Consider the following 19,550-nt stretch of genomic DNA (forward strand, 5'->3'; position numbering starts at 1 on the left):
CCCATCTGCCCGCCAGTCGCCCCGGCTTGACCCGCTGTGTTAGCCAGCGTGGCGTGCCACAGGACATCTGCCAAGGGAATCTGAATATGAGCTTCGATCATCGCAAATACCGCCCTGCCCCCGTCATCGCCCTGGCGAACAGGCAATGGCCCAACCGGGTGCTTGAGCGCGCGCCGCTCTGGTGCGCCGTGGATCTGCGTGACGGCAACCAGGCGCTGGTCGAGCCCATGACGGTGGCCCAGAAGCTGCAAATGTGGGCGCTGATGCTCCATGTCGGCTTCAAGCATATCGAGGTGGGTTTCCCGGCCGCCTCCCAGCCCGACTTCGACTTCGTGCGCGAGTTGATCGAGCGCAACCTTATTCCGGACGACGTCACCATCCAGGTGCTGGTGCAGGCGCGGGAGGACTTGATCATCCGCACCTTCGAGTCCCTCAAGGGGGCGAAACGCGCCATCGTCCACGTCTACAACTCGGTCAACCCGACCCAGCGCAACTATGTGTTCAACTCAGGCAAGGAGGGGGTCAAGGCCATCGCCGTGCAGGGGGCGCGCTGGGTGCGGGAACATGCGGCCAGGAACCCGGGCACCGAGTGGAGCTTCCAATATTCCCCCGAGAGTTTCAGCAGCACCGAAGTGGAGTTCGCGGTGGAGGTGTGTGACGCCGTGATCGACGAGTGGCGCAGCGCCGCCCGCCCCATGATCCTGAACCTGCCCGCCACCGTGGAGGTAAGCACCCCCAATGTGTTCGCGGATCAGGTGGAGTGGTTCTGTCGCCACCTCAAGGCGCGCCCCGAGGTGAGCATCTCCATCCATACCCACAACGATCGGGGTTGCGGGGTCGCTGCCGCCGAGCTGGCCATATTGGCGGGAGCGGATCGCATCGAGGGCACCCTGCTTGGCAACGGCGAGCGCACCGGCAACATGGACATCGTCACCATGGCCATGAACCTCTACAGCCAGGGGATAGATCCCGAGTTGGACTTGTCTGACATGGATGCCATCGTCGCCACCGTGGGCGCCTGCACCCAGATAGCCCTGCACCCACGCCACCCCTATGCCGGCGAGCTGGTCTACACCGCGTTCTCCGGCAGCCATCAGGATGCCATTCGCAAATCCCTGGCGGCGCCAAAGCCCGACGCTTACTGGGATGTGGCCTACCTGCCCATCGATCCTGCCGATCTCGGTCGCAGTTACGAGGCGGTGATCCGCATCAACAGCCAGTCCGGCAAGGGCGGCGTCACCTACCTGCTGGAGCGCGATCTCGGCCTGCAACTGCCGCGCTGGCTGCAAATTGACTTCAGCCGCCGGGTACAGGCCCAGGCGGAGGCGAGCAGCAGCGAGATTAATCCGGCGCAGATCCGCGCCCTGTTCGAGCAGCACTACCTCGAACCGGTGCACGGCTACCGCATCGGCCGTTTCCAGCTCGGTCATGACGGCCAGGAGAGCCTGCGCCTCGAGCTGCAGACCCCGGATGGCACGCTGCAGCTGAGCGGCGAGGGGGCAGGGGCCATCACGGCGCTGGTCAACGGCTGGGAGCGCCAGACCGGGATGCGCATCGACGTGCTCGATTATTCGGAACACGCCCTGAGCGCCGGTACAGAGTCGCGCGCCGCCGCCTACGTGCTGCTCAGCGTCGATGGCCAGCGCCAGTGCGGGGTCGCCATCGGCCGCGATGTGGTCAACGCCTCCCTGCAGGCGGTGATCAACGGCGCCGCCCAGCAGCAGGCCCTGCGCCAGAGCGCCTGAGAATCTGTTCAGGCTCTGACGGCGAAGCCATGATCAAGGCTCATGTGCTGCTCGCTTATGTGAGGTGAAGAGTGCTCACGTATATCTATAGGCTCCGGTGCCTGCGCTGCTCTTTACCGAGCCTCCGACCTCTCGTCACAGACCGTGAACAGGTTCTGAGTCCGACTCATCTGTAAACAACAACGCCACCCTCGGGTGGCGTTGTTGTGTTATCGGGCCAGGTTCAATCGACCAGCGGCTTGCGAGGGCGGGGCAGGGCACGCCAGATCTTGCGCGCCGTCACCAGGAAGGGGCGCAGGATCAGGGCACTCAACCGACTGTAGTGCTCGTTGTCTCTCGGACCCACCCCGAAGGAGAGCGGCTCGGGCTGGCGGCTGGTCAGATAGAGGGTGCCAAACCACCAGTCCCAGAGGGAGAGGTTGGTGCCAAAGTTATGGTTGAAGTGGCGTGGATCCCGGCTGTGATGGATCTGGTGCTGGGCCGGGCTGTTGAGCAGGTGTTCGAGCCGGGGGCCGAAGGAGAGCCAGACATGTGTGTGGCGCAGGTTGGCGGCCAGGGAGTTGAAGATGAGCACCAGATAGCTTATCCCGAACAGGGTGTAGGGGGTCACCACGGCGCCGCTCAGCCAGTGGAAGGCCCCGGCGTAGAGAGCAAGACAGCTCCCCTTGAGCAGCGTCTCGCACAGTTTCTCCACCAGATGAATACGGCTCGCGGTCGGCGGCACCATCACGGTCGCGCTGTGGTGCACCTTGTGAAACTCCCACAGCCAGCGGCTGTGAAAGGCGCGGTGCAACCAGTAATGGAGGAAGTCACTGATGAGGAAGACACCGAGACCATAGAGCATCATCAGCCAGCTCGCCTGGGCCAGCCGGGGGCGCACCCCCCAGAGCCGGGTCAGCGCGGATTGCACATCCTCGGCCTGGAGCAGCCAGGGGTGAAGCAGCGTCAGGATTGGCAGGATCACCGCCACATGCAGCAGGGCGCGCACCAGGTAGTACTGGTAATCGAGCAAGGCGGAAGGGTGCAGCCAGATGGCCTTTCCCCCCAGAAAGCGGCGAAAGCTGCGGGCCTCGGGATCCCCAAGGCGACGGCGGCCGAGATAGAGCAGGTAGGCGACGACGCCCGAGATCAGCAGAAAGACGATGCCCAGACGCCCGTTGAGATCGAACAACCCGGACAGCGATTGCCAGAGCGGGGTTATCAGCAGTCGCTGCAGGGGGTCGAACAGGGGGGTCAGCTTGTCCATCGGCTCCATGCCAAGGGCGTGTTGGTTAGCGGTATTCTAAATAGAAATTACTCTCAATAAAAGGCCATTATGCGGAGGCTGGGAATGGTCGGCGCCGTGCAGTGAATGGCGGGGAGGCGAATGCAGACTGGCACCACATCGGTACGGGGAGGCCGCGCCATTTGTCGTCATGGGGATGAGCCCTTTCCCCTCTGGTCGACCCAAAGAGCAGGCTGGAGGCTTTAGCCGGGCGGGCCAATCCTCTACAATGCTCACTTGTTTGCGTTCGGGGCCCCTTATCTGAGATGAATGGGGCTCGATCCCGTCTCTCTACCGGAAGCCTTCATGAATCCCTCTTCGCTATTGATCCTCTCTGCGAGACGCCTGACCGTCCTGCCGTTGCTCAGTGCCCTGTTGCTGGCGGGCTGCGCCAGCGAGCCACCCGCCCCGGCCGAGGAGGCCGCTGCCATCGCCAAGCAACCCAAGGCCATGCAGCCGCGCAAGCCGGCGGACATGAAGACCCGCATCGTGCGCTTCCTGCCGGGCAATGTGCGCGACAAGCAGGGCTGGGCCAATGACGTGGTGACGGCGCTCTCGACCCAGGGCATCGCGGTGAGCGATCACAACGTCTGCACCGTGCTGGCGGTGGCGGAGCAGGAGGCGACCTACCAGGCCGATCCCGTGGTGCCGGGGCTTGGCAAGATCGCCTGGAAGGAGATCAACGCCCGGGCGGCCAAGCTGCTGATCCCCGAGTTCGTGGTGCGCACGGCGCTCGGCATCACGTCCCCCACCGGCAAATCTTATGCCGCGCGCATCGATGCGTTGCGTACCGAACGGGAGATGAGCGAGATCTTCGAGGACATGATAGGCACGGTGCCTATGGGCAAGACGCTGTTTGGCAACCTCAACCCGGTGCGCACCGGCGGCCCCATGCAGGTCAGCATCGCCTTCGCCGAGGCCAATGCCCGCGGTTATCCCTATCCGGTGGAGGAGTCCATCCGCCACGAAGTCTTCACCCGCCGCGGCGGTATCTGGTTTGGTACCAAGCACATCTTCGGCTATCCCGCCGACTACCCGGACACCCTCTATCGCTTCGCCGACTTCAACGCCGGCTGGTACGCGAGCCGCAACGCCGCCTTCCAGGCCGCTGTCAGCCGGGTGAGTGGCAAGACTCTGGCGCTGGACGGGGATCTCATCCGCTACGATTCCGACAAGCCGGGCACTACCGAGCTCGCGGTCTACAGCATCGCGAGCCGCCTCAGCATGAGCAAGAACGCCATCCGCCAGAGCCTGAAACTGGGGGACAGCAGCGACTTTGCGAAGAGCGATCTCTACCACAGGGTCTTCACCCTGGCCGAGCAGAAGGCGGGCACCCGCCTGCCCCGCGCCATTTTGCCCGGCATCCAGCTCAAGAGCCCCAAGATCACCCGCAACCTCACCACCGCCTGGTTCGCCAAGCGGGTGGATGACAGGGAGCAGAAGTGTGTGCGGCAGATAGCTGCGCTGTAACGGGGGAGCATAACCCTAAGGGGGCGTTTTCAGGGGATCACCCGAGCGTGATCCCGGGTCAACGGCTTGGTGTTCGTGGTGCCAATGATGGGCATCACCTCTGGGACTAGACCCGCAGGCTGCCGCGAAAGCCCCTGGCGGCATAGTAGGACTGGGCGCCGTTGTGGTAGAGGAAGACGCTGTCGTAACGGCAATCGCAGAACAGGGCTCCGCCGAGGCGCCTTATCTCCACGGGGGTCTGTATCCAGCTCGATGTCTTGGCATCGAAGCAGCCGAGCGTCTGCAGCGCTCTATACTCGGCCTCCGTCAGCAGTGCTATGCCCATCTTAGCGGCCATCTCGGTCGCAGAGCCCGCTGGCCTGTTCTCCTTCCTGGATTCCAGCCCGGCCTGATCGTAACAGAGGCTTCTGCGCCCGCTGGGGCTCTCGGCGCTGCAATCACAGAAGATGAATTGCCCGGTCTGCGGATCCTGGCCGATGACATTGGGTTCACCGCCGCTGCGCTCCATCTCGTGGAGCGAGCGTAACGACTGCGGATTGGCGTCCAGCCTGGCGCGCACCTGTGACCAGGGGATCCCCTCGTGACGCTGTGGGTGCTGCTCAAAGCGAGCCTGCAAGGTGGCGAGCAACGCGTCCATCTCAACCTGACTCACCTTCGTCATGTTGTCTCCTTCGCCGTTAGAAACTCATCGCCAATCCGATGGAATAACCGTTGGTGCTGTGGCTGAACAAGTAATGAGAGCCTCGTGTCCTTAGAAACTCATCGCCAACCCAATGGAATAGCCGTTGGTGTTCTGGCTGAACATATAACGGGCCACCAGCCGGGTGCGGGTGACGAAGACCTTGTATTTGCTGCTGTCGAGTTCGAGGCCAAGGCCCAGGGAATTGAGGCTGTTGAAGCCGAGCAGGCCGCGCTGGGCGCCCAGGTATTCGGTGCGGGCCCCCTCCATCACGTAGCGCAGGGGGCGGTCCAGCAGGGTCCAGCTCCACATGGGCGCGCGCCGGCGTAGATAGAGCCCCAGGTTCTCCGCCTCGGCAGTCCCGGAGATGCTGTCGGCGGTGCCGGTGAAACTCTGCAGGTGCTGATAGGAGTAGCGCAGCTCCACATCGATATCCTGTGACTTGGAGAACAGCTCGTAGTCCAGCATGAGGGAGCCCCCCAGGCCATAGACGTTGAGGTTGCCGCCGTCGAGGAAGTCGAGGTTCTTGCCGGTCCTGTGCTCGATCAGGGCGGTGCCGATGCGCAAGTCGCTCGCCACCGTGCCCAGGGTGAAGTTGGCGATGGGGCGCAGCACCAGATTGCCGCCCCAGCGGTCGCGGTGCAGGCTGAAATCCCAGCCGATGCCACCGGTGGCGCTCAGGCTGTTCCACTTGACGGGGATGGTACGGGTCTCGGTGCCGTCGGTGAACACGAACTGGGGATCGTAGCGGCTATAACCCAGAGTGCCTTCCAGATAGATGGGAAAGCCTTCGCTCATGGTCGCGCCGCCGCCGAGCTGGGTGATGGTCAGCGCCGACTGCTCGTTGGTACCGCTGCCGATATCCAGGTTGCTGGCGGTGATGTCGGGCACCACGGTGAAGCTCATCAGCGAGACCACCGCATTGGCACGCTGCTGGACCAGGGAGCCGTCGTTGGCCTGGGCCATGAGGCTGACAAGACCCAAGCCAGACAGCAGTAGGGTTCTTGCATGAGAAGAGGGGATCTGCGCCATACCTAGCTCCGTGAGTCTCCTCGTCCGGTGAGGAGTCCTTACACTGTAACGGTTTTTCCTCGCCTTGGCAGCCAAGTCGTTGTGTCAACTGACAATCTTGTCTCTCCTGTGGACGTCGGTCACTGGCGGCTCGAGTCTATCTCAGGCTGGGCGCCATGGATCCCTTGCCAGCAGGCCCCTTGCGAGGCCAGTCGGGCCGGCTCGCCGCTCTGGAGTGATAGAGTATCCACATAAATGGCAGACATTAATTTCTTGTTCAGTTCGACGGGTGTATAACGGGCCTCCCGCAGGAGTAACGGGAGCAGGCAGCAGGGAGGAGATGCCGAGCGGGGCCCTTGGGCCGTCATGATGGATGCACACGTTGACGGGAGTCATTCCAGATGCAGGACATGCTGCTTGCCATATGGCATCAGGACTTTGATCAGCTTATACAAATGCAGGCCATCGGTCTGCTCGTCACCTGCCTGGTGGTGATCCTCTTTCTCGAGTCGAGCTTCGTGTTTCTGCCCCTGCCGGGGGACAGCCTGGTGCTGCTGGCCGGTGGCCTGGTTGGCATGGGAGTGCTCGGCCCCGAGGTGAGCTTCCTCTATATGCCGTTCGCCGCCGGGCTGGGCAGTCTTATCGCCTACTGGCAGGGGCATGCGCTGCACGGTACCCGCTTCATGGGCCATATCGAGCGCATGATCCCGGAGGGCAGCCTGCCTCGCGCCTCGCGCCTGCTTGATCGCTACGGCTTCTGGGCCATGTTCGTGTCCCGCTTCATCCCCTTCGTGCGGGTGCTGACCCCCATGCTGATGGGGGTCTCTCGCCTGCACCTGCCGCGGGTGGCCGTGGCGAGCTTTGCCAGCGCCTTCCTCTGGGCCCTGACCCTGAGCCTCATCGGCAAGTTCGTGATGGCGACCCCGATGCTGGCCAACCACCACGAGATGCTGACCAAGTGCCTGCTGGTCACCTCCTTCGCGCTCTTCGTCATTGCCGTGGCGGCCATCGGCATCCGGCTGCTCAAGCGTCCGACCAACCGCATCCGCTGAAGACGTGGGCGGGCAGGTGGTGCCCGTTCTCATCCCTCTTGCGCCAGCTGGCGCAAGAGGGATGTAAAAATACAGGCCATTTGAGGCGGAATTTATGACGCCTATCTGTTACACTTCGCGCCCGCCATTTTCCGGCTCATTCTCTGACGCTATGTCAGGCCCAGCCGTCCTTGGCCCCAAGCCTCGCCGATGCCGTGCCACATGCCGGCTCGAGCCACTTAAGCCAACTACAGCCCAGCTGGAACACAGGAACCCAATATGAGATTTGAATCGTTCGATTTTGCCCCCGAGATTTTGCGCGCCATCTCAGATTGCGGTTATCAGGAGATGACCCCTGTGCAGCAGCAGGCGATCCCGACCATTCGTCGTGGTAGCGACGTGCTGGCCAGCGCCCAGACCGGGACCGGCAAGACCGCCGCCTTCGCGTTGCCGATCCTGCAACGCCTGCTGGACAAGCCGGCCCCCGTCCAGCCGTCCAACGCCCGGGTGTTGATCCTGACTCCGACCCGCGAGCTGGCCGCTCAGGTGGCGAGCAACATCAATGACTTCGCCAAGTACCTGGACATCACTGTGCTGACCATCTTCGGTGGCGGCAAGCAGGACGTGCAGGCACGCAAGCTGAAAGCGGGTGCTCACATCATAGTGGCGACCCCGGGCCGCCTGCTCGAACACCTGACCGCCTGCAACCTGAGCCTCTCCGGAGTTGAAACTCTGGTGCTGGACGAAGCGGATCGCATCCTCGACATGGGTTTCAGCGCCGATGTGCAGCAGATCCTGCAAGCGGTCAACAAGGAGCGCCAGAACCTGCTGTTCTCCGCCACCTTCTCCGACGCCGTGAAGAAGCTCGCCAACCTGATGCTGGACAGACCCCAGATCATCAGCGTCAACAAGCAGAACTCCACCGCCGACACTGTCAGCCACACCGTCTATCCGGTGGAGCAGAAGCGCAAGCGCGAGCTGCTCTCCGAGCTCATCGGCAAGCAGAACTGGCAACAGGTGCTGGTGTTCGCCAGTACCCGCGAGAGCTGTGACGAGCTGGTGGACGAGCTGAACCTCGATGGCATCAAGTCCGCCGTGGTCCATGGCGAGAAGGCGCAGGGCAGCCGTCGCCGCGCTCTGCGCGAGTTCATGGAAGGCAAGGTACGGGTGCTGGTCGCGACCGAAGTGGCCGCCCGTGGTCTGGACATCCCGGATCTGGAATACGTGGTGAACTACGATCTGCCGTTCCTGGCGGAAGACTATGTACACCGCATCGGCCGTACTGGTCGCGCCGGCAAGAGCGGCATGGCGATCTCCTTCGTCAGCCGTGAAGAAGAGCGCACCCTGCTGGAGATCGAGGCGCTGATCGGCCAGAAGATCCGCCGCATCATGGTGCCGGGCTACGAGGTGAGCAGCCGTGACGAGCTGATCAAGCAGCTGCAGGAGCGCCGCCGCTTCGGCAAGCGCCCGCAGCGGGAAGACAACGCCGCCGCCCAGGCGATGGCCGAGTCCAAGCTGCAAGGCCAGCGCCTCAAGCGTCTGGCAGCCGCCAAGAAGCCTCGCCAGCCAAAGTAAGCGGGCAAGATGATGCAGGGGAGCCTTGGGCTCCCGACTCAAGGCGCCGCTGGCGCCTTGATGCTGTTTACCGGTCACCCTCTGAGGACGTGCGATGACACTGACTGTCAAGAATCCGCAAGATTACAACCAGGCCCTGCTCGACATGGCCCGCCAGAGCCTGGCCGAGCTGGCCCGCACCGCCGAGCAGAAGGCCGGCAAGCGAACTCCCGCCCAGGAGAGCCACTTTCTCTGCACCTGGATGGCGGACTCCCTCAAGGAGAAGCGTTTCTCCCGGCTGGTGATGGAGGATCTGAAAGGCTGGATCCAGCAGGGGCGCACCCTGGGGGCCGGCGCCGATCTCAAGGGGCTGCTGGAGCGCATCCTCCGTCAGGTCGGCCACGCCATGGAGGAGCCCGCACGGCTCGGCACCCGGCTGACCGCGCTGGTGAGCGAGCTGGCAGAGGCGGGTTGGTTAGTGTTTACCGACGTGGAGATTGAGGCAAAAAGCAGCGCCAAGTTGCGGCTGCTGGGGCAGGGTCAGTCCAGCCTGGTGATCTCGGCCGGCGAATACCAGGACCATGTCGTCGATGGGGAGCTCATCAAGCCCATCACCCTCTATGTGCGCGGCGATGAGCAGCAGCTCGCGCAGGCTGCCGTTCGCCACGGCCTGCTGCTGAGCCAGGGCAACAAGAAGACCACCCAGGTCAAGCACCACAGGGCGTACCGGCTGGTGCCGGGCAATGCCCAGCCCGCGCTGGCACTGCTGGCAGAGGCCGTTGCCTGATCCCAAGGCAGGCACCTTGCCCACCGCTTCATCACCCCGGCCCAGGCCGGGGTTTTTTATGGCCGAACGGTCGTGAGCCGGGTCGTTCGGCCGGCACTCCTCTGCGTTGATTGCCGATTTTTGTCGCAGAAAAACGGCGTCGACTGGTCCTGTTATCAGCTTCCCCCGGCTTGCCGCGCCCTAGGCGGCGCTGCGATCGGTATCGGCGGCGAGCAGTCCCACGGCGCGGGCGGCTACCGCGAGATAACGGGGTGCCTGACGGGGTGAGCACGCCTGCTCCCGCCAGCAGCAGTGCACCAGTTTTATCACGTGATCGTCCAGGCTCGCGATCGCCAGCGGCAACACCCTCTCCCAGTCCAGCCCTGAAACGTCTGGCCAGCGCTGGGATCCTAGCGCCGGTGCCCCGACCGTGAGATAGGCTGCGGCCACGGCTTGCCACATCAGGGTCTGCCAGCGATCCCTGAGTTCATCAGGCAGATGACGGGCGACCACGGCGGCGGCCCGACAGCCGGTCACCAGGTGCAGCACGGTGAAGTTGCGGGTCTGCCAATAGAGCGGCAGGGCGGCCTCGGCCAGCTGCGTCAGCACCTCTGTCCCGTCATTCAGGCTGCGTGGCAGCGAGTCCGGCCAGTGCGGATCCTCTGCCACTTGGCGCAGGCGGATGGTGATCCAATCACCCGGCCAGTGTGAGCCCTCCCACTGCGCCGACAGCCCGGCCAGCAGATGAGTGATATCCAGGCAGGGAGCCCCGGTGCCGGCAGGCAGGAGCAGGGGCTTGCACTGCCAGGCGGCCAGCGCCGCCGCCTGCTCTCCCCGATGGCCATTCTCCAGTGCACAGGCGAAGCGGATCAGGGGATGAAAGGCGCCCCCTGCGGGGGAGAGGCGCTGATCCAGCAGGGCCTCGAAGCTCGGCAGCCAGCCCTCCTCGGCAAAGCGGATGGCTAGCTGTTGGCGTAGTTGCACGAAACGAGGCTCCTCCTCATCTCCCTGGTTTTCCGTTCCGGCCGGCAAGGCATGAGCGGTCTGCCAATGGACAAAGAAGTCTTGCAGCCGTTGGGGGCTGGCCCCCATCTCATGCAAAGCGTGCAGTGCCATGGGGCAGTGGTTGGTGGTGTCGCGACCATTGAGGGCGAAGGCCTGGTTGGCATCGAGCAGGGAAGAGAGAAAATCCATAATCGTTTGACTCCTTTTATCGGGGGAGACAAGATTGTGCAAGTTAAAGTTAACTTGAGGTCAAGGGTGGAAACGGATCGTAAGTGGTTGGCCATCGGCCAGATAGCCAGGCGCTCCGGCGTCAATGCCAGCGCCCTGCGGTTTTACGAGCAGAAGGGATTGATTGGCAGCATTCGCAGCGAGGGGGGCCAGCGGCTCTATCCGCGGGATGCCCTGCGCCGCATCGCCTTTATCCGGGTGGCGCAGGGGATGGGGCTGAGCCTAGGTGAGATTGCGGAGGCGCTGGCCGGCTTGCCCGATGGACGCACGCCGGATCGACACGACTGGGAGCAGATCGCTGGTCAGTGGCAGGCGCTGCTCGATCGGCGCATCGACGCCCTGCAGCTGATGAAGCGCAAACTCAGCGCCTGCATCGGCTGTGGTTGCCTGTCACTGGAACATTGCGCCCTCTACAACCCGGAGGATCAGGCCGTCTCGGGGGGCAGCGGTCCCCGCTATCTGCTGGGGGATCAGCCTCCTGCCGATGAGTGAAGCGTGCAGGCCATGGGCAGTGCCAGGTCAGCTTGGATGACGTTCAAGGAGGAAGCATGGAATTGGAACAGCTTAAACGGGAACTGGAGCAGTTTGGCGAATGCAACGACAGCCAGCAGCAGAGCCGTGGCAGCAAGATGCTCAACATCACCCGCGATACCGGCGAGCTGCTGGCGGTGCTGGTGCAGACGAGGGGGGCACAGGCGGTGCTGGAGATAGGCACCTCCAACGGTTATTCCACCCTCTGGCTGGCCGAGGCGGTACGCAGGCTCGATGGCCGGGTCACCACCATAGAGTGGGATGAGGACAAGCGGGCGCTGGCTGCGCACAACTTCCTGCGCGCTGGCCTGAGCCCCGTCATCACCCAGTTGGCGGGGGATGCGGGCACCCTGCTGCCCACTCTGCCAGAGGCGAGTTATCAACTGATCTTTCTGGATTCCGATCGTGGACAATACCAAGCCTGGTGGCCGCAGCTCCAGCGCCTGCTCGCACCCCGCGGCCTGCTGGTGGTGGATAATGCCATCTCCCATCAGGGGGAGATGAGCGAGTGGATGGCGGGGGTTCGCCGCGATCCTGCGTTTCTCACTTCGCTGGTGCCGGTGGGCAAGGGGGAGTGGCTGGTGGTACGGCTGTAGGGGCCAGTGCCTAGCTTATCGCGGGAAGCTGGCGGGGTCACAGACGGCCCGCTCGAGGGGGAAGGGGGCAACGGGGCCCGATATAAAACAGCCCCGCATTGGCGGGGCTGTTTGCTTGGAGCATTTCTCGTCTGGACGGCAGTTTACACGGCCAGGTAATCCATGATCCCTTCGGCGGCCTTGCGACCCTCGTAGATGGCGGTGACCACGAGATCCGAGCCGCGCACCGCGTCGCCACCGGCGAACACCTTGGGGTTGCTGGTCTGGAAGGCGCGTTCGGCCTGTTCGCTGGCACGGATGCGATCCCGGCTGTCGAGTTCGATGCCATGCTCTGCCATCCAGGGTTGAGGGTTGGGCTGGAAGCCGAATGCCATCACCACCGCATCGGCGGCCAGCACTCGCTCGGAGCCTTCGATCACCACCGCATTGCGGCGCCCGTTGGCATCGGGCGCGCCGAGTTCGGTGCTCACCATCTTGATGCCGACGGTCTGGCCACTGGCATCGAGTTCCACGCCGATGGGTTGCAGGTTGAACATAAATTCAACCCCTTCTTCATGGGCGTTCTTCACCTCCCGCTTGGAGCCCGGCATGTTGTCGGCATCGCGGCGGTAGGCGCAGACAACCTTGGCGGCACCCTGACGGATGGCGGTACGCACGCAGTCCATGGCGGTATCACCGCCACCGAGTACCACCACTTGCTTGCCGGCGAAGTCGATGTAATCGCTTGGCGCCTTCTCAAAACCCAGCAGCCGGTTGGCGTTGGAGATGAGGTAGGGCAGGGCATCGTAGACACCGGGCGCGGTTTCGTTGTCGAAGCCGCCCTTCATGTATTTGTAGGTGCCGACCCCGAGGAAGACCGCATCGAACTCGCCGAGCAAGTCTGCGAAGGTGACGTCACGGCCCACTTCGGTCTCGAGCCGGAACTCGATGCCCATGGCCTCGAAGATCTCGCGGCGGCGCTGCATCACCTCTTTCTCCAGCTTGAAGGAGGGGATGCCGAAGGTGAGCAGGCCACCTATCTCTGGATATTTGTCGAACACCACGGCGCTGACGCCGCCACGGGCCAGTACGTCGGCACAGGCGAGCCCGGCCGGGCCCGCCCCTATGACGGCGACGCGCTTGCCGGTCGGGATCACCTTGGAGAGATCCGGGCGCCAGCCCATCTCGAACGCCTTGTCGGTGATGTATTTCTCGATGTTGCCGATAGTCACGGCGCCGAAGCGATCGTTGAGGGTGCAGGCACCCTCACACAGACGGTCTTGCGGGCAGACGCGGCCACACACCTCGGGCAGGCTGTTGGTCTGGTGGGAAAGCTCAACCGCCTCCAGGATGCGCCCCTCGTTGGCCAGCTTCAGCCAGTTGGGGATGTAGTTGTGCACCGGGCACTTCCACTCGCAATAGGGGTTGCCGCAGTCGAGGCAGCGATCCGCCTGCATGCCGACCTGGGCCTGATTGAAGGACTCGTAGATCTCCACGAACTGGATCTTGCGGATCTTGAGCGGCTTCTTGGGCGGGTCGACCCGCTGGACATCGATAAACTGGAATACGTTCTGGCTCATAGGGTTCCCTCCTTATTGCGCCTGGATTCTGAGTTCTGCACTAGAGCGGCTGGTGTGACCGAGCAGGGACTTGACGTCGCTGGACTTGGGTTTGATCAGCCTGAACTTGGGCACATAGGAGTCGAAGTTGGCCAGGATCTCCTCGGCGCGCGAGCTGCCTGTCTCGTTCAGGTGCGCCGTGATGATGCCGCGCAGGTGTTCCTGGTGGATGGCGAGGTCTGCCACCTCCAGCAGTTCCACCAGTTCGGGGTTGGTGCGCTTGGCAAAGCTGCCGCATTCGTCGAGCACATAGGCAAAACCGCCGGTCATGCCCGCCGCGAAGTTGACGCCCGTGGTGCCGAGCACGGTGACGATACCGCCGGTCATGTATTCACAACCGTTGTCGCCGATGCCTTCGACCACCGCCAGGGCGCCCGAGTTACGCACCGCGAAGCGCTCGCCCGCGGTACCCGCAGCGTAGAGCTTGCCACCGGTGGCGCCATAGAGGCAGGTGTTGCCGATGATGGCCGCCTCGTGGGACTTGAACGCCACGCCGACGTGGGGTTTGACCACCAGTTTGCCGCCGGTCATGCCCTTGCCCACATAGTCGTTGGCATCGCCGGTCAGGATCATCTCCAGCCCGCCCGCATTCCAGACGCCGAAGCTCTGGCCCGCAGTGCCGTTGAAGTGCACCCGCACCGGGTCCGCCGCCATGCCCTGGTTGCCGTGGCGTTTGACGATTTCGCCAGACAGGCGCGCACCCACCGAGCGATCGGTGTTGCGGATGTCGTAGCGCCATTCCCCGCCGGACCTGTGCTCGACTGCGTCCAGCAGATCCTCGACCATCTTGAGGTTGAGCGGACCCTTGTCAAAGGTCGGGTTGTGTTGCTGGCTGAACAGGCTGGAGCCTGCCGGTGCCACCGGGCTCGCCAGCAGGCCGGAGAGATCCAGCTTGGCCTGACGGGCGGTGAGGCCGGGCAGGGCGTCGAGCAAGTCGGTACGACCAATCAGATCCGTGAGCTGGGTCACCCCGAGCTGGGCCATCAGTTCGCGCGTCTCTTGTGCGATGAAGGTGAAGTAGTTCATCACCATCTCCGGCAGGCCGGTGAAGTGCTCGCGACGCAGCTTCTCATCCTGGGTGGCGACGCCGGTGGCGCAGTTGTTCAGGTGGCAGATGCGCAGGTATTTGCAGCCGAGCGCCACCATGGGGCCGGTGCCAAAGCCGAAGCTCTCGGCGCCAAGGATGGCCGCCTTGATGATGTCCAGACCGGTCTTGAGACCGCCGTCCACCTGCAGTCGCACCTTGTGGCGCAGGCCGTTGGCGACCAGCGCCTGCTGGGTCTCGGCCAGCCCCAGCTCCCAGGGGGAGCCGGCGTATTTGACCGAGGTCAGCGGGCTGGCGCCGGTGCCGCCGTCATAACCGGAGACGGTAATGAAGTCCGCATAGGCCTTGGCCACGCCGCAGGCGATGGTGCCGACGCCGGGCTCTGACACCAGCTTGACCGACACCAGGCAATCCGGGTTGATCTGCTTGATGTCGAAGATGAGCTGGGCCAGGTCCTCGATGGAGTAGATGTCGTGATGGGGCGGCGGCGAGATCAGGGTCACGCCGGGTACCGAGTAACGCAGCTTGGCGATCTGTGCCGTGACCTTGTCACCGGGCAACTGGCCGCCTTCGCCGGGCTTGGCGCCCTGGGCCACCTTGATCTGCACCACATCGGCATTCATCAGATAGTGGGGGGTGACGCCGAAGCGGCCCGAGGCGACCTGCTTGATGCGCGAGTTTTTCTCGGTACCGAAACGCTTGGGATCCTCGCCACCTTCACCCGAGTTGCTCTTGCCGCCGAGGCGGTTCATGGCCACGGCCAGCGCCTCATGCGCCTCCGGGCCGAGCGCACCGATGGACATGGCGGCGGAGTCGAAGCGGGGGTACAGATTGGCGGCGGGCTCGACCTGCTCCAGCGCCACTGGATTGGCGACCTTCTTGAGGGCGAGCAGATCGCGCAGGGTGGCGACCGGGCGCTCGTTCACCAGGCGGGCGTACTCCTTGTAATCGGCGTAGTCGCCGGAGCGCACCGCCACTTGCAGGGTCTGCACCACGTCCGGGTTGTAGGTGTGGTACTCGCCGCCATGGACGAACTTGAGCAGACCGCCCTGGGTGAGCGCCTTTCGGGCCAGCCAGGCTTGACGAGCCAGTTGCAGCTGATCCTGCTGGATGTCGGCAAAGTCGGCACCCTGGATGCGGCTGGCCACGCCACGGAAGCACAGCTCGACCACAGATTTGGAGAGACCCACCGCCTCGAACAGCTGGGAGCAGCGGTAGCTTGCCACCGTGCTGATGCCCATCTTTGACATCACCTTGTAGAGGCCCTTGTTGATGCCGTTGCGGTAGTTGAGCATGGCCTGGCGCAGGCTCATCTTGAGCACGCCTTCCTCGACCTGCTTGGCCAGGGTCTCGTAGGCCAGATAGGGGTAGATGGCGGTGGCGCCAAAGCCCAGCAGCACGGAGAAGTGGTGCGGATCGCGGCAGCTCGCCGTCTCCACCAGGATGTTGGCGTCGCACCGCAGGTTGTTGTCCACCAGGGTGCGCTGCACCGCGCCCACTGCCATGGCAGCCGGGATCGGCAGGGTGTCGGCATTGACGTCCCTGTCCGACAGGATCAGCAGCACGGTGCCGGCGCGCGCCTTCTCGGCGGCGTCGCTACACAGTCGCTCCAGCGCCGCCTGCAGCCCCTCTTCGGGCTTGAAGTTGAGGCTCAGCACCGCATGACGGTAATGCTCGCCTTCCAGCGCCAGCAACTGGTGGAAGTCGGAGTAGAGCAGGATCGGCGACTGGAACAGCACCCGGTGGGCGTGGCCGAAGGTCTCGTTGAACACGTTCTGCTCGCGGCCGATACAGGTGGCCAGCGACATGACGTGGTTTTCCCGCAGCGGATCGATGGGCGGGTTGGTCACCTGGGCGAACATCTGGCGGAAGTAGTCGTACAGGGTGCGCTGGCTGGAGGAGAGCACCGCCATCGGAGTGTCATCCCCCATGGAGCCGACCGCCTCCTGGCCGTTCTCGCCGAGCACGCGCACTATCTGATCCAGCTCCTCGTAGGAGTAGCCGAACAGCTTCTGATAGGTCTTGAGCTGATCGTCCGAGAACTCGCGGGCGCCGGTGCTGGCGTCATCCATCTGCTCGAACGGCACCAGCCGTTTGCAATGGTTGTCCATCCACTGCCTGTAGGTGTGACGGCTCTTAAGATCGTCGTCGATCTCGAAGCTGGTCCAGATCTTGCCGTTATGGGTATCCACCACGAACAGCTCACCCGGGCCGACCCGGCCCTTCTCCAGCACCTCGTCCGGGGTGTAATCCCAGGTGCCCACTTCGGAGGCGAGCGTGATGAACTTGTCCTTGGTGATGACGTAGCGGGCCGGGCGCAGGCCGTTGCGGTCCAGCGCGCAGGTGGCGTAGCGACCATCGGTCATGACGATACCGGCCGGGCCGTCCCAGGGCTCCATGTGCATGGAGTTGAAGTCATAGAAGGCGCGCAAGTCGTCATCCATGTTCGGGTGTTTTTGCCATGCAGGCGGGATCAAGAGACGCATGGCGCGGAACAGGTCCATGCCGCCGGCGAGGAAGAGATCCAGCATGTTGTCGAGGCTGGAGGAGTCCGAGCCCGTGGTATTGACGAAGGGGGCGGCTTCCTGCAAATCCGGAATGAGCGGGGTCGCAAACTTGTAGCTGCGCGCCTTGGCCCACTGGCGGTTGCCGGCGATGGTGTTGATCTCGCCGTTGTGGGCGAGATAGCGGAACGGCTGTGCCAGCGGCCAGCGCGGGCTGGTGTTGGTGGAGAAACGCTGGTGGAACACGCAGATAGCCGCCTGCATGCGAATGTCGGCGAGATCCAGATAGAAGCGCGGCAAGTCCACCGGCATGCACAGCCCTTTATAGACGGTGACCAGGTTGGAGAGGCTGACCACGTAGAAGTAGTCGTCGCTGATGCGCTTCTCGATGCGGCGGCGCACGATATAGAGGCGCCGCTCGAGATCCTTGTCGACCCAGCCTGGGGGGGCGTTGACAAAGACCTGTTCGATGCTGGGTAGGGAAGCCTTGGCGATGGGACCGAGCACATTGGTATCGATGGGCACCTTGCGCCAACCGACCAGACTCAGGGTCTCGCGCTCCAGCTCTTCGTCGATGATGTCGCGAGTCTGCTGGGCCAATACGGGGTCCGGGTTCAAGAACAGCATGCCGACCGCATAGTTGCGGCCCAGATGCCATCCTTTCTCCTCGGCGACAGCGCGATAGAAGCTGTCCGGTTTTTGCAGCAGCAGGCCGCAGCCGTCGCCGGTCTTGCCATCGGCGGAGATACCGCCGCGGTGCTGCATGCGAGCCAAGGCTGACATCGCGAGACGGACGAGCTTGTGGCTGGCTTCCCCTTCCATGTGGGCCAACAGGCCGAAGCCACAGTTATCCCTCTCCAGCTTTGGATCATATAGTGACATTGCATTTCTCCCTTGCTCGGCCTTCCATCGCACTGTCATCAACAGATTGCATAAATTGCGATTGGCTCTTGTGGTTCCGTCCGCCTGAGGTGGCGAATCTCCAAACTAATGGGATTTTCGGGCAAGGTCAATTGAACATCCGGGCTGTTTGTAATGTTACATTATCATAACAAACTGTGGGTTTTGGAGTGATAACCGGGGTTTTCATTAATAAAAAACTTTAAATTTAATAAATTGAAGTTTTATATGCTGATATTATTGCTGTTAGTGGTCGACTGCATCGTGCCGGATAACTGTAGTAATCTTACCAATCCGTCCTGCCGAGGTCGGGCCGGGATCACATTTCAGGATCCTGTGTCTTGCATTTATCCAGATGCAGGCTATTTGAAATTTTTTCAGCATGAACAGGTGGTTAGGGAGAGGCCATGCTTTTCTTTTCTCGCTTTATAAAGGGGGGCGTGGTTTCCAAAAGTGACCTGAATACCCGGATCTAGGATATTTATCCGGTTAAAGGTGAATATTTATATGATTTTGAGGCTCGGGAGGGCTTGATCCAGCTCAGTCTCCCCGGCGGAGTGAGCCGGTACAATGACACCTTATATTGGAGGTGTCATGCAGTTACACGAACTCATCAATACGTTTGGCCAGGATCTCAAGCAGCGCCACGGCCAGAAGATCCACAAGCTTTCTATTCACGGCGCCTTTACCTGCCCGAACCGGGACGGCACCCTGGGCCGCGGTGGCTGCACCTTCTGCAACGTCTCCTCCTTTGCCGACGAGTCGGCCCAGCAGCTTTCGGTGGTGCAACAGCTGCTGGCCCGGCGGGACGAAGTGACCCGTGCCAAGCGCTACCTCGCCTACTTCCAGGCCTACACCAGCACCTATGCCGAGGTGGAATACCTGCAGCGCATGTATGAAGAAGCGCTGTCGGTCAGCGATATGGTGGGGCTCTGCGTCGGCACCAGACCAGACTGCGTGCCGGATGCGGTGCTGGATCTGCTGGCCGGTTATCAGGCTCGCGGCTATGAGGTGTGGCTGGAACTTGGATTACAAAGCGCCAACGACAAGACGTTGCAACGGATCAACCGAGGCCATGGCTACGCCGCCTATGAAGATGCGGTGCGCCGTGCCCATCTGCGGGGGATCAAGGTCTGCGCCCATCTCATCGTCGGCCTGCCGGGGGAAGTGGCGATGGACAGTCTGGCGACGCTGCATCGCATCGTGGACACTGGCGTGGAAGGGATCAAGCTGCATCCGTTGCACGTGGTGGAGGGGAGTACCCTTGGCAAGGCGTGGCAGGCGGGAAGATTGGAGGTGCCGACACTGGAGCAATATATAGAGGCAGCGGTGGCCATGATCCAGCACACGCCGCCCGAGGTGGTCTATCATCGCATCTCGGCGTCGGCCCGCCGTCCGACCCTGTTGGCACCGGCCTGGTGCGAGAATCGCTGGACCGCCATGGCCGGCATCGCCACCGAGTTGGCTCGCTCCGGCGCCCAGGGATATCGTCTCGGCCGGCCCTTCTCCCTCGCGGGTTTTGATGAGTCGTCACTCTAATTCCATCAAAAAACAGGGGCTTATTAGATGAAATTCAGTCTTTGCAGTATAGTTTCATTCAAGTCGCCTTGATAAGATGGTCGG

At 62.9% G+C, this 19,550-nt stretch carries 14 protein-coding genes; 8 read left to right on the top strand and 6 right to left on the bottom strand.

The annotated features are described in order from the left end of the window. Positions 1-86 precede the first annotated feature (86 nt). Positions 87-1,745: a 2-isopropylmalate synthase gene (gene leuA, locus ACZ9IL_RS03955; RefSeq protein ID WP_476002329.1), complete on the top strand. Its 1,659-nt coding sequence runs from the start codon at positions 87-89 to the stop codon at positions 1,743-1,745. Between the two features lie 223 nt (positions 1,746-1,968). Here the strand turns inward: leuA and ACZ9IL_RS03960 are convergent, their stop codons facing one another. Continuing rightward, positions 1,969-2,991 (bottom strand): sterol desaturase family protein, encoded by a 1,023-nt coding sequence (locus ACZ9IL_RS03960; protein WP_476002330.1) that lies wholly within the window; start codon positions 2,989-2,991, stop codon positions 1,969-1,971. Positions 2,992-3,315: 324 nt separating this feature from the next. Between ACZ9IL_RS03960 and ACZ9IL_RS03965 the strand changes: the two genes are divergently transcribed. Next, positions 3,316-4,479, top strand: a complete 1,164-nt coding sequence (locus ACZ9IL_RS03965) for a DUF1615 domain-containing protein (protein ID WP_476002331.1) — start codon at positions 3,316-3,318, stop codon at positions 4,477-4,479. Positions 4,480-4,585: 106 nt separating this feature from the next. Here ACZ9IL_RS03965 and ACZ9IL_RS03970 read toward each other — a convergent pair whose 3' ends face one another. Both ACZ9IL_RS03970 and ACZ9IL_RS03975 read right to left on the bottom strand, forming a co-directional pair. Then, the gene (locus ACZ9IL_RS03970; RefSeq protein ID WP_476002332.1) at positions 4,586-5,140 is read right to left on the bottom strand and encodes a DUF4256 domain-containing protein; all 555 of its coding nucleotides are present in this window, start codon (positions 5,138-5,140) and stop codon (positions 4,586-4,588) included. Positions 5,141-5,230: 90 nt separating this feature from the next. Then, positions 5,231-6,190, bottom strand: coding sequence for a hypothetical protein (locus ACZ9IL_RS03975; protein ID WP_476002333.1), 960 nt, complete (start codon positions 6,188-6,190; stop codon positions 5,231-5,233). Between the two features lie 380 nt (positions 6,191-6,570). Between ACZ9IL_RS03975 and ACZ9IL_RS03980 the strand changes: the two genes are divergently transcribed. The 3 genes from ACZ9IL_RS03980 to ACZ9IL_RS03990 all read left to right on the top strand — a co-directional run bounded on the left by ACZ9IL_RS03980 (position 6,571) and on the right by ACZ9IL_RS03990 (position 9,541). Beyond that, entirely contained in the window at positions 6,571-7,221 is a 651-nt protein-coding gene (locus tag ACZ9IL_RS03980) for a DedA family protein (RefSeq protein ID WP_476002334.1), read from the top strand. Positions 7,222-7,479: 258 nt separating this feature from the next. After that, complete coding sequence (locus ACZ9IL_RS03985) at positions 7,480-8,775, top strand: DEAD/DEAH box helicase (protein WP_476002335.1); 1,296 nt, start codon at positions 7,480-7,482, stop codon at positions 8,773-8,775. Between the two features lie 94 nt (positions 8,776-8,869). Beyond that, positions 8,870-9,541 (top strand): DUF2913 family protein, encoded by a 672-nt coding sequence (locus ACZ9IL_RS03990; RefSeq protein ID WP_476002336.1) that lies wholly within the window; start codon positions 8,870-8,872, stop codon positions 9,539-9,541. A gap of 180 nt (positions 9,542-9,721) precedes the next feature. On the opposite strand, the gene ACZ9IL_RS03995 is transcribed toward ACZ9IL_RS03990, so the two are convergent. Continuing rightward, the gene (locus ACZ9IL_RS03995; RefSeq protein WP_476002337.1) at positions 9,722-10,714 is read right to left on the bottom strand and encodes a questin oxidase family protein; all 993 of its coding nucleotides are present in this window, start codon (positions 10,712-10,714) and stop codon (positions 9,722-9,724) included. A 66-nt stretch (positions 10,715-10,780) separates the two neighbouring features. Here ACZ9IL_RS03995 and soxR point away from each other — a divergent pair, with 66 nt between their 5' ends. Together soxR and ACZ9IL_RS04005 are read left to right on the top strand one after the other, a co-directional pair. Then, complete coding sequence (gene soxR / locus ACZ9IL_RS04000) at positions 10,781-11,245, top strand: redox-sensitive transcriptional activator SoxR (RefSeq protein ID WP_476002338.1); 465 nt, start codon at positions 10,781-10,783, stop codon at positions 11,243-11,245. Between the two features lie 56 nt (positions 11,246-11,301). After that, positions 11,302-11,880: an O-methyltransferase gene (locus ACZ9IL_RS04005; protein ID WP_476002339.1), complete on the top strand. Its 579-nt coding sequence runs from the start codon at positions 11,302-11,304 to the stop codon at positions 11,878-11,880. A 143-nt stretch (positions 11,881-12,023) separates the two neighbouring features. Here the strand turns inward: ACZ9IL_RS04005 and ACZ9IL_RS04010 are convergent, their stop codons facing one another. Further along, complete coding sequence (locus ACZ9IL_RS04010) at positions 12,024-13,439, bottom strand: FAD-dependent oxidoreductase (RefSeq protein WP_476002340.1); 1,416 nt, start codon at positions 13,437-13,439, stop codon at positions 12,024-12,026. Positions 13,440-13,451: 12 nt separating this feature from the next. Further along, entirely contained in the window at positions 13,452-17,909 is a 4,458-nt protein-coding gene (gene gltB, locus ACZ9IL_RS04015) for a glutamate synthase large subunit (RefSeq protein ID WP_476002341.1), read from the bottom strand. 612 nt (positions 17,910-18,521) lie between these two features. Between gltB and mnmL the strand changes: the two genes are divergently transcribed. After that, positions 18,522-19,466 carry a tRNA modification radical SAM protein MnmL/YtqA gene (gene mnmL / locus ACZ9IL_RS04020; RefSeq protein WP_476002342.1) on the top strand — a complete coding sequence of 315 codons (945 nt, stop codon included), beginning with the start codon at positions 18,522-18,524 and terminating at the stop codon, positions 19,464-19,466. The last annotated feature ends 84 nt before the right edge of the window (positions 19,467-19,550 follow it).

The sequence above is a fragment of the Aeromonas sp. TECH754 genome, from assembly GCF_056279295.1.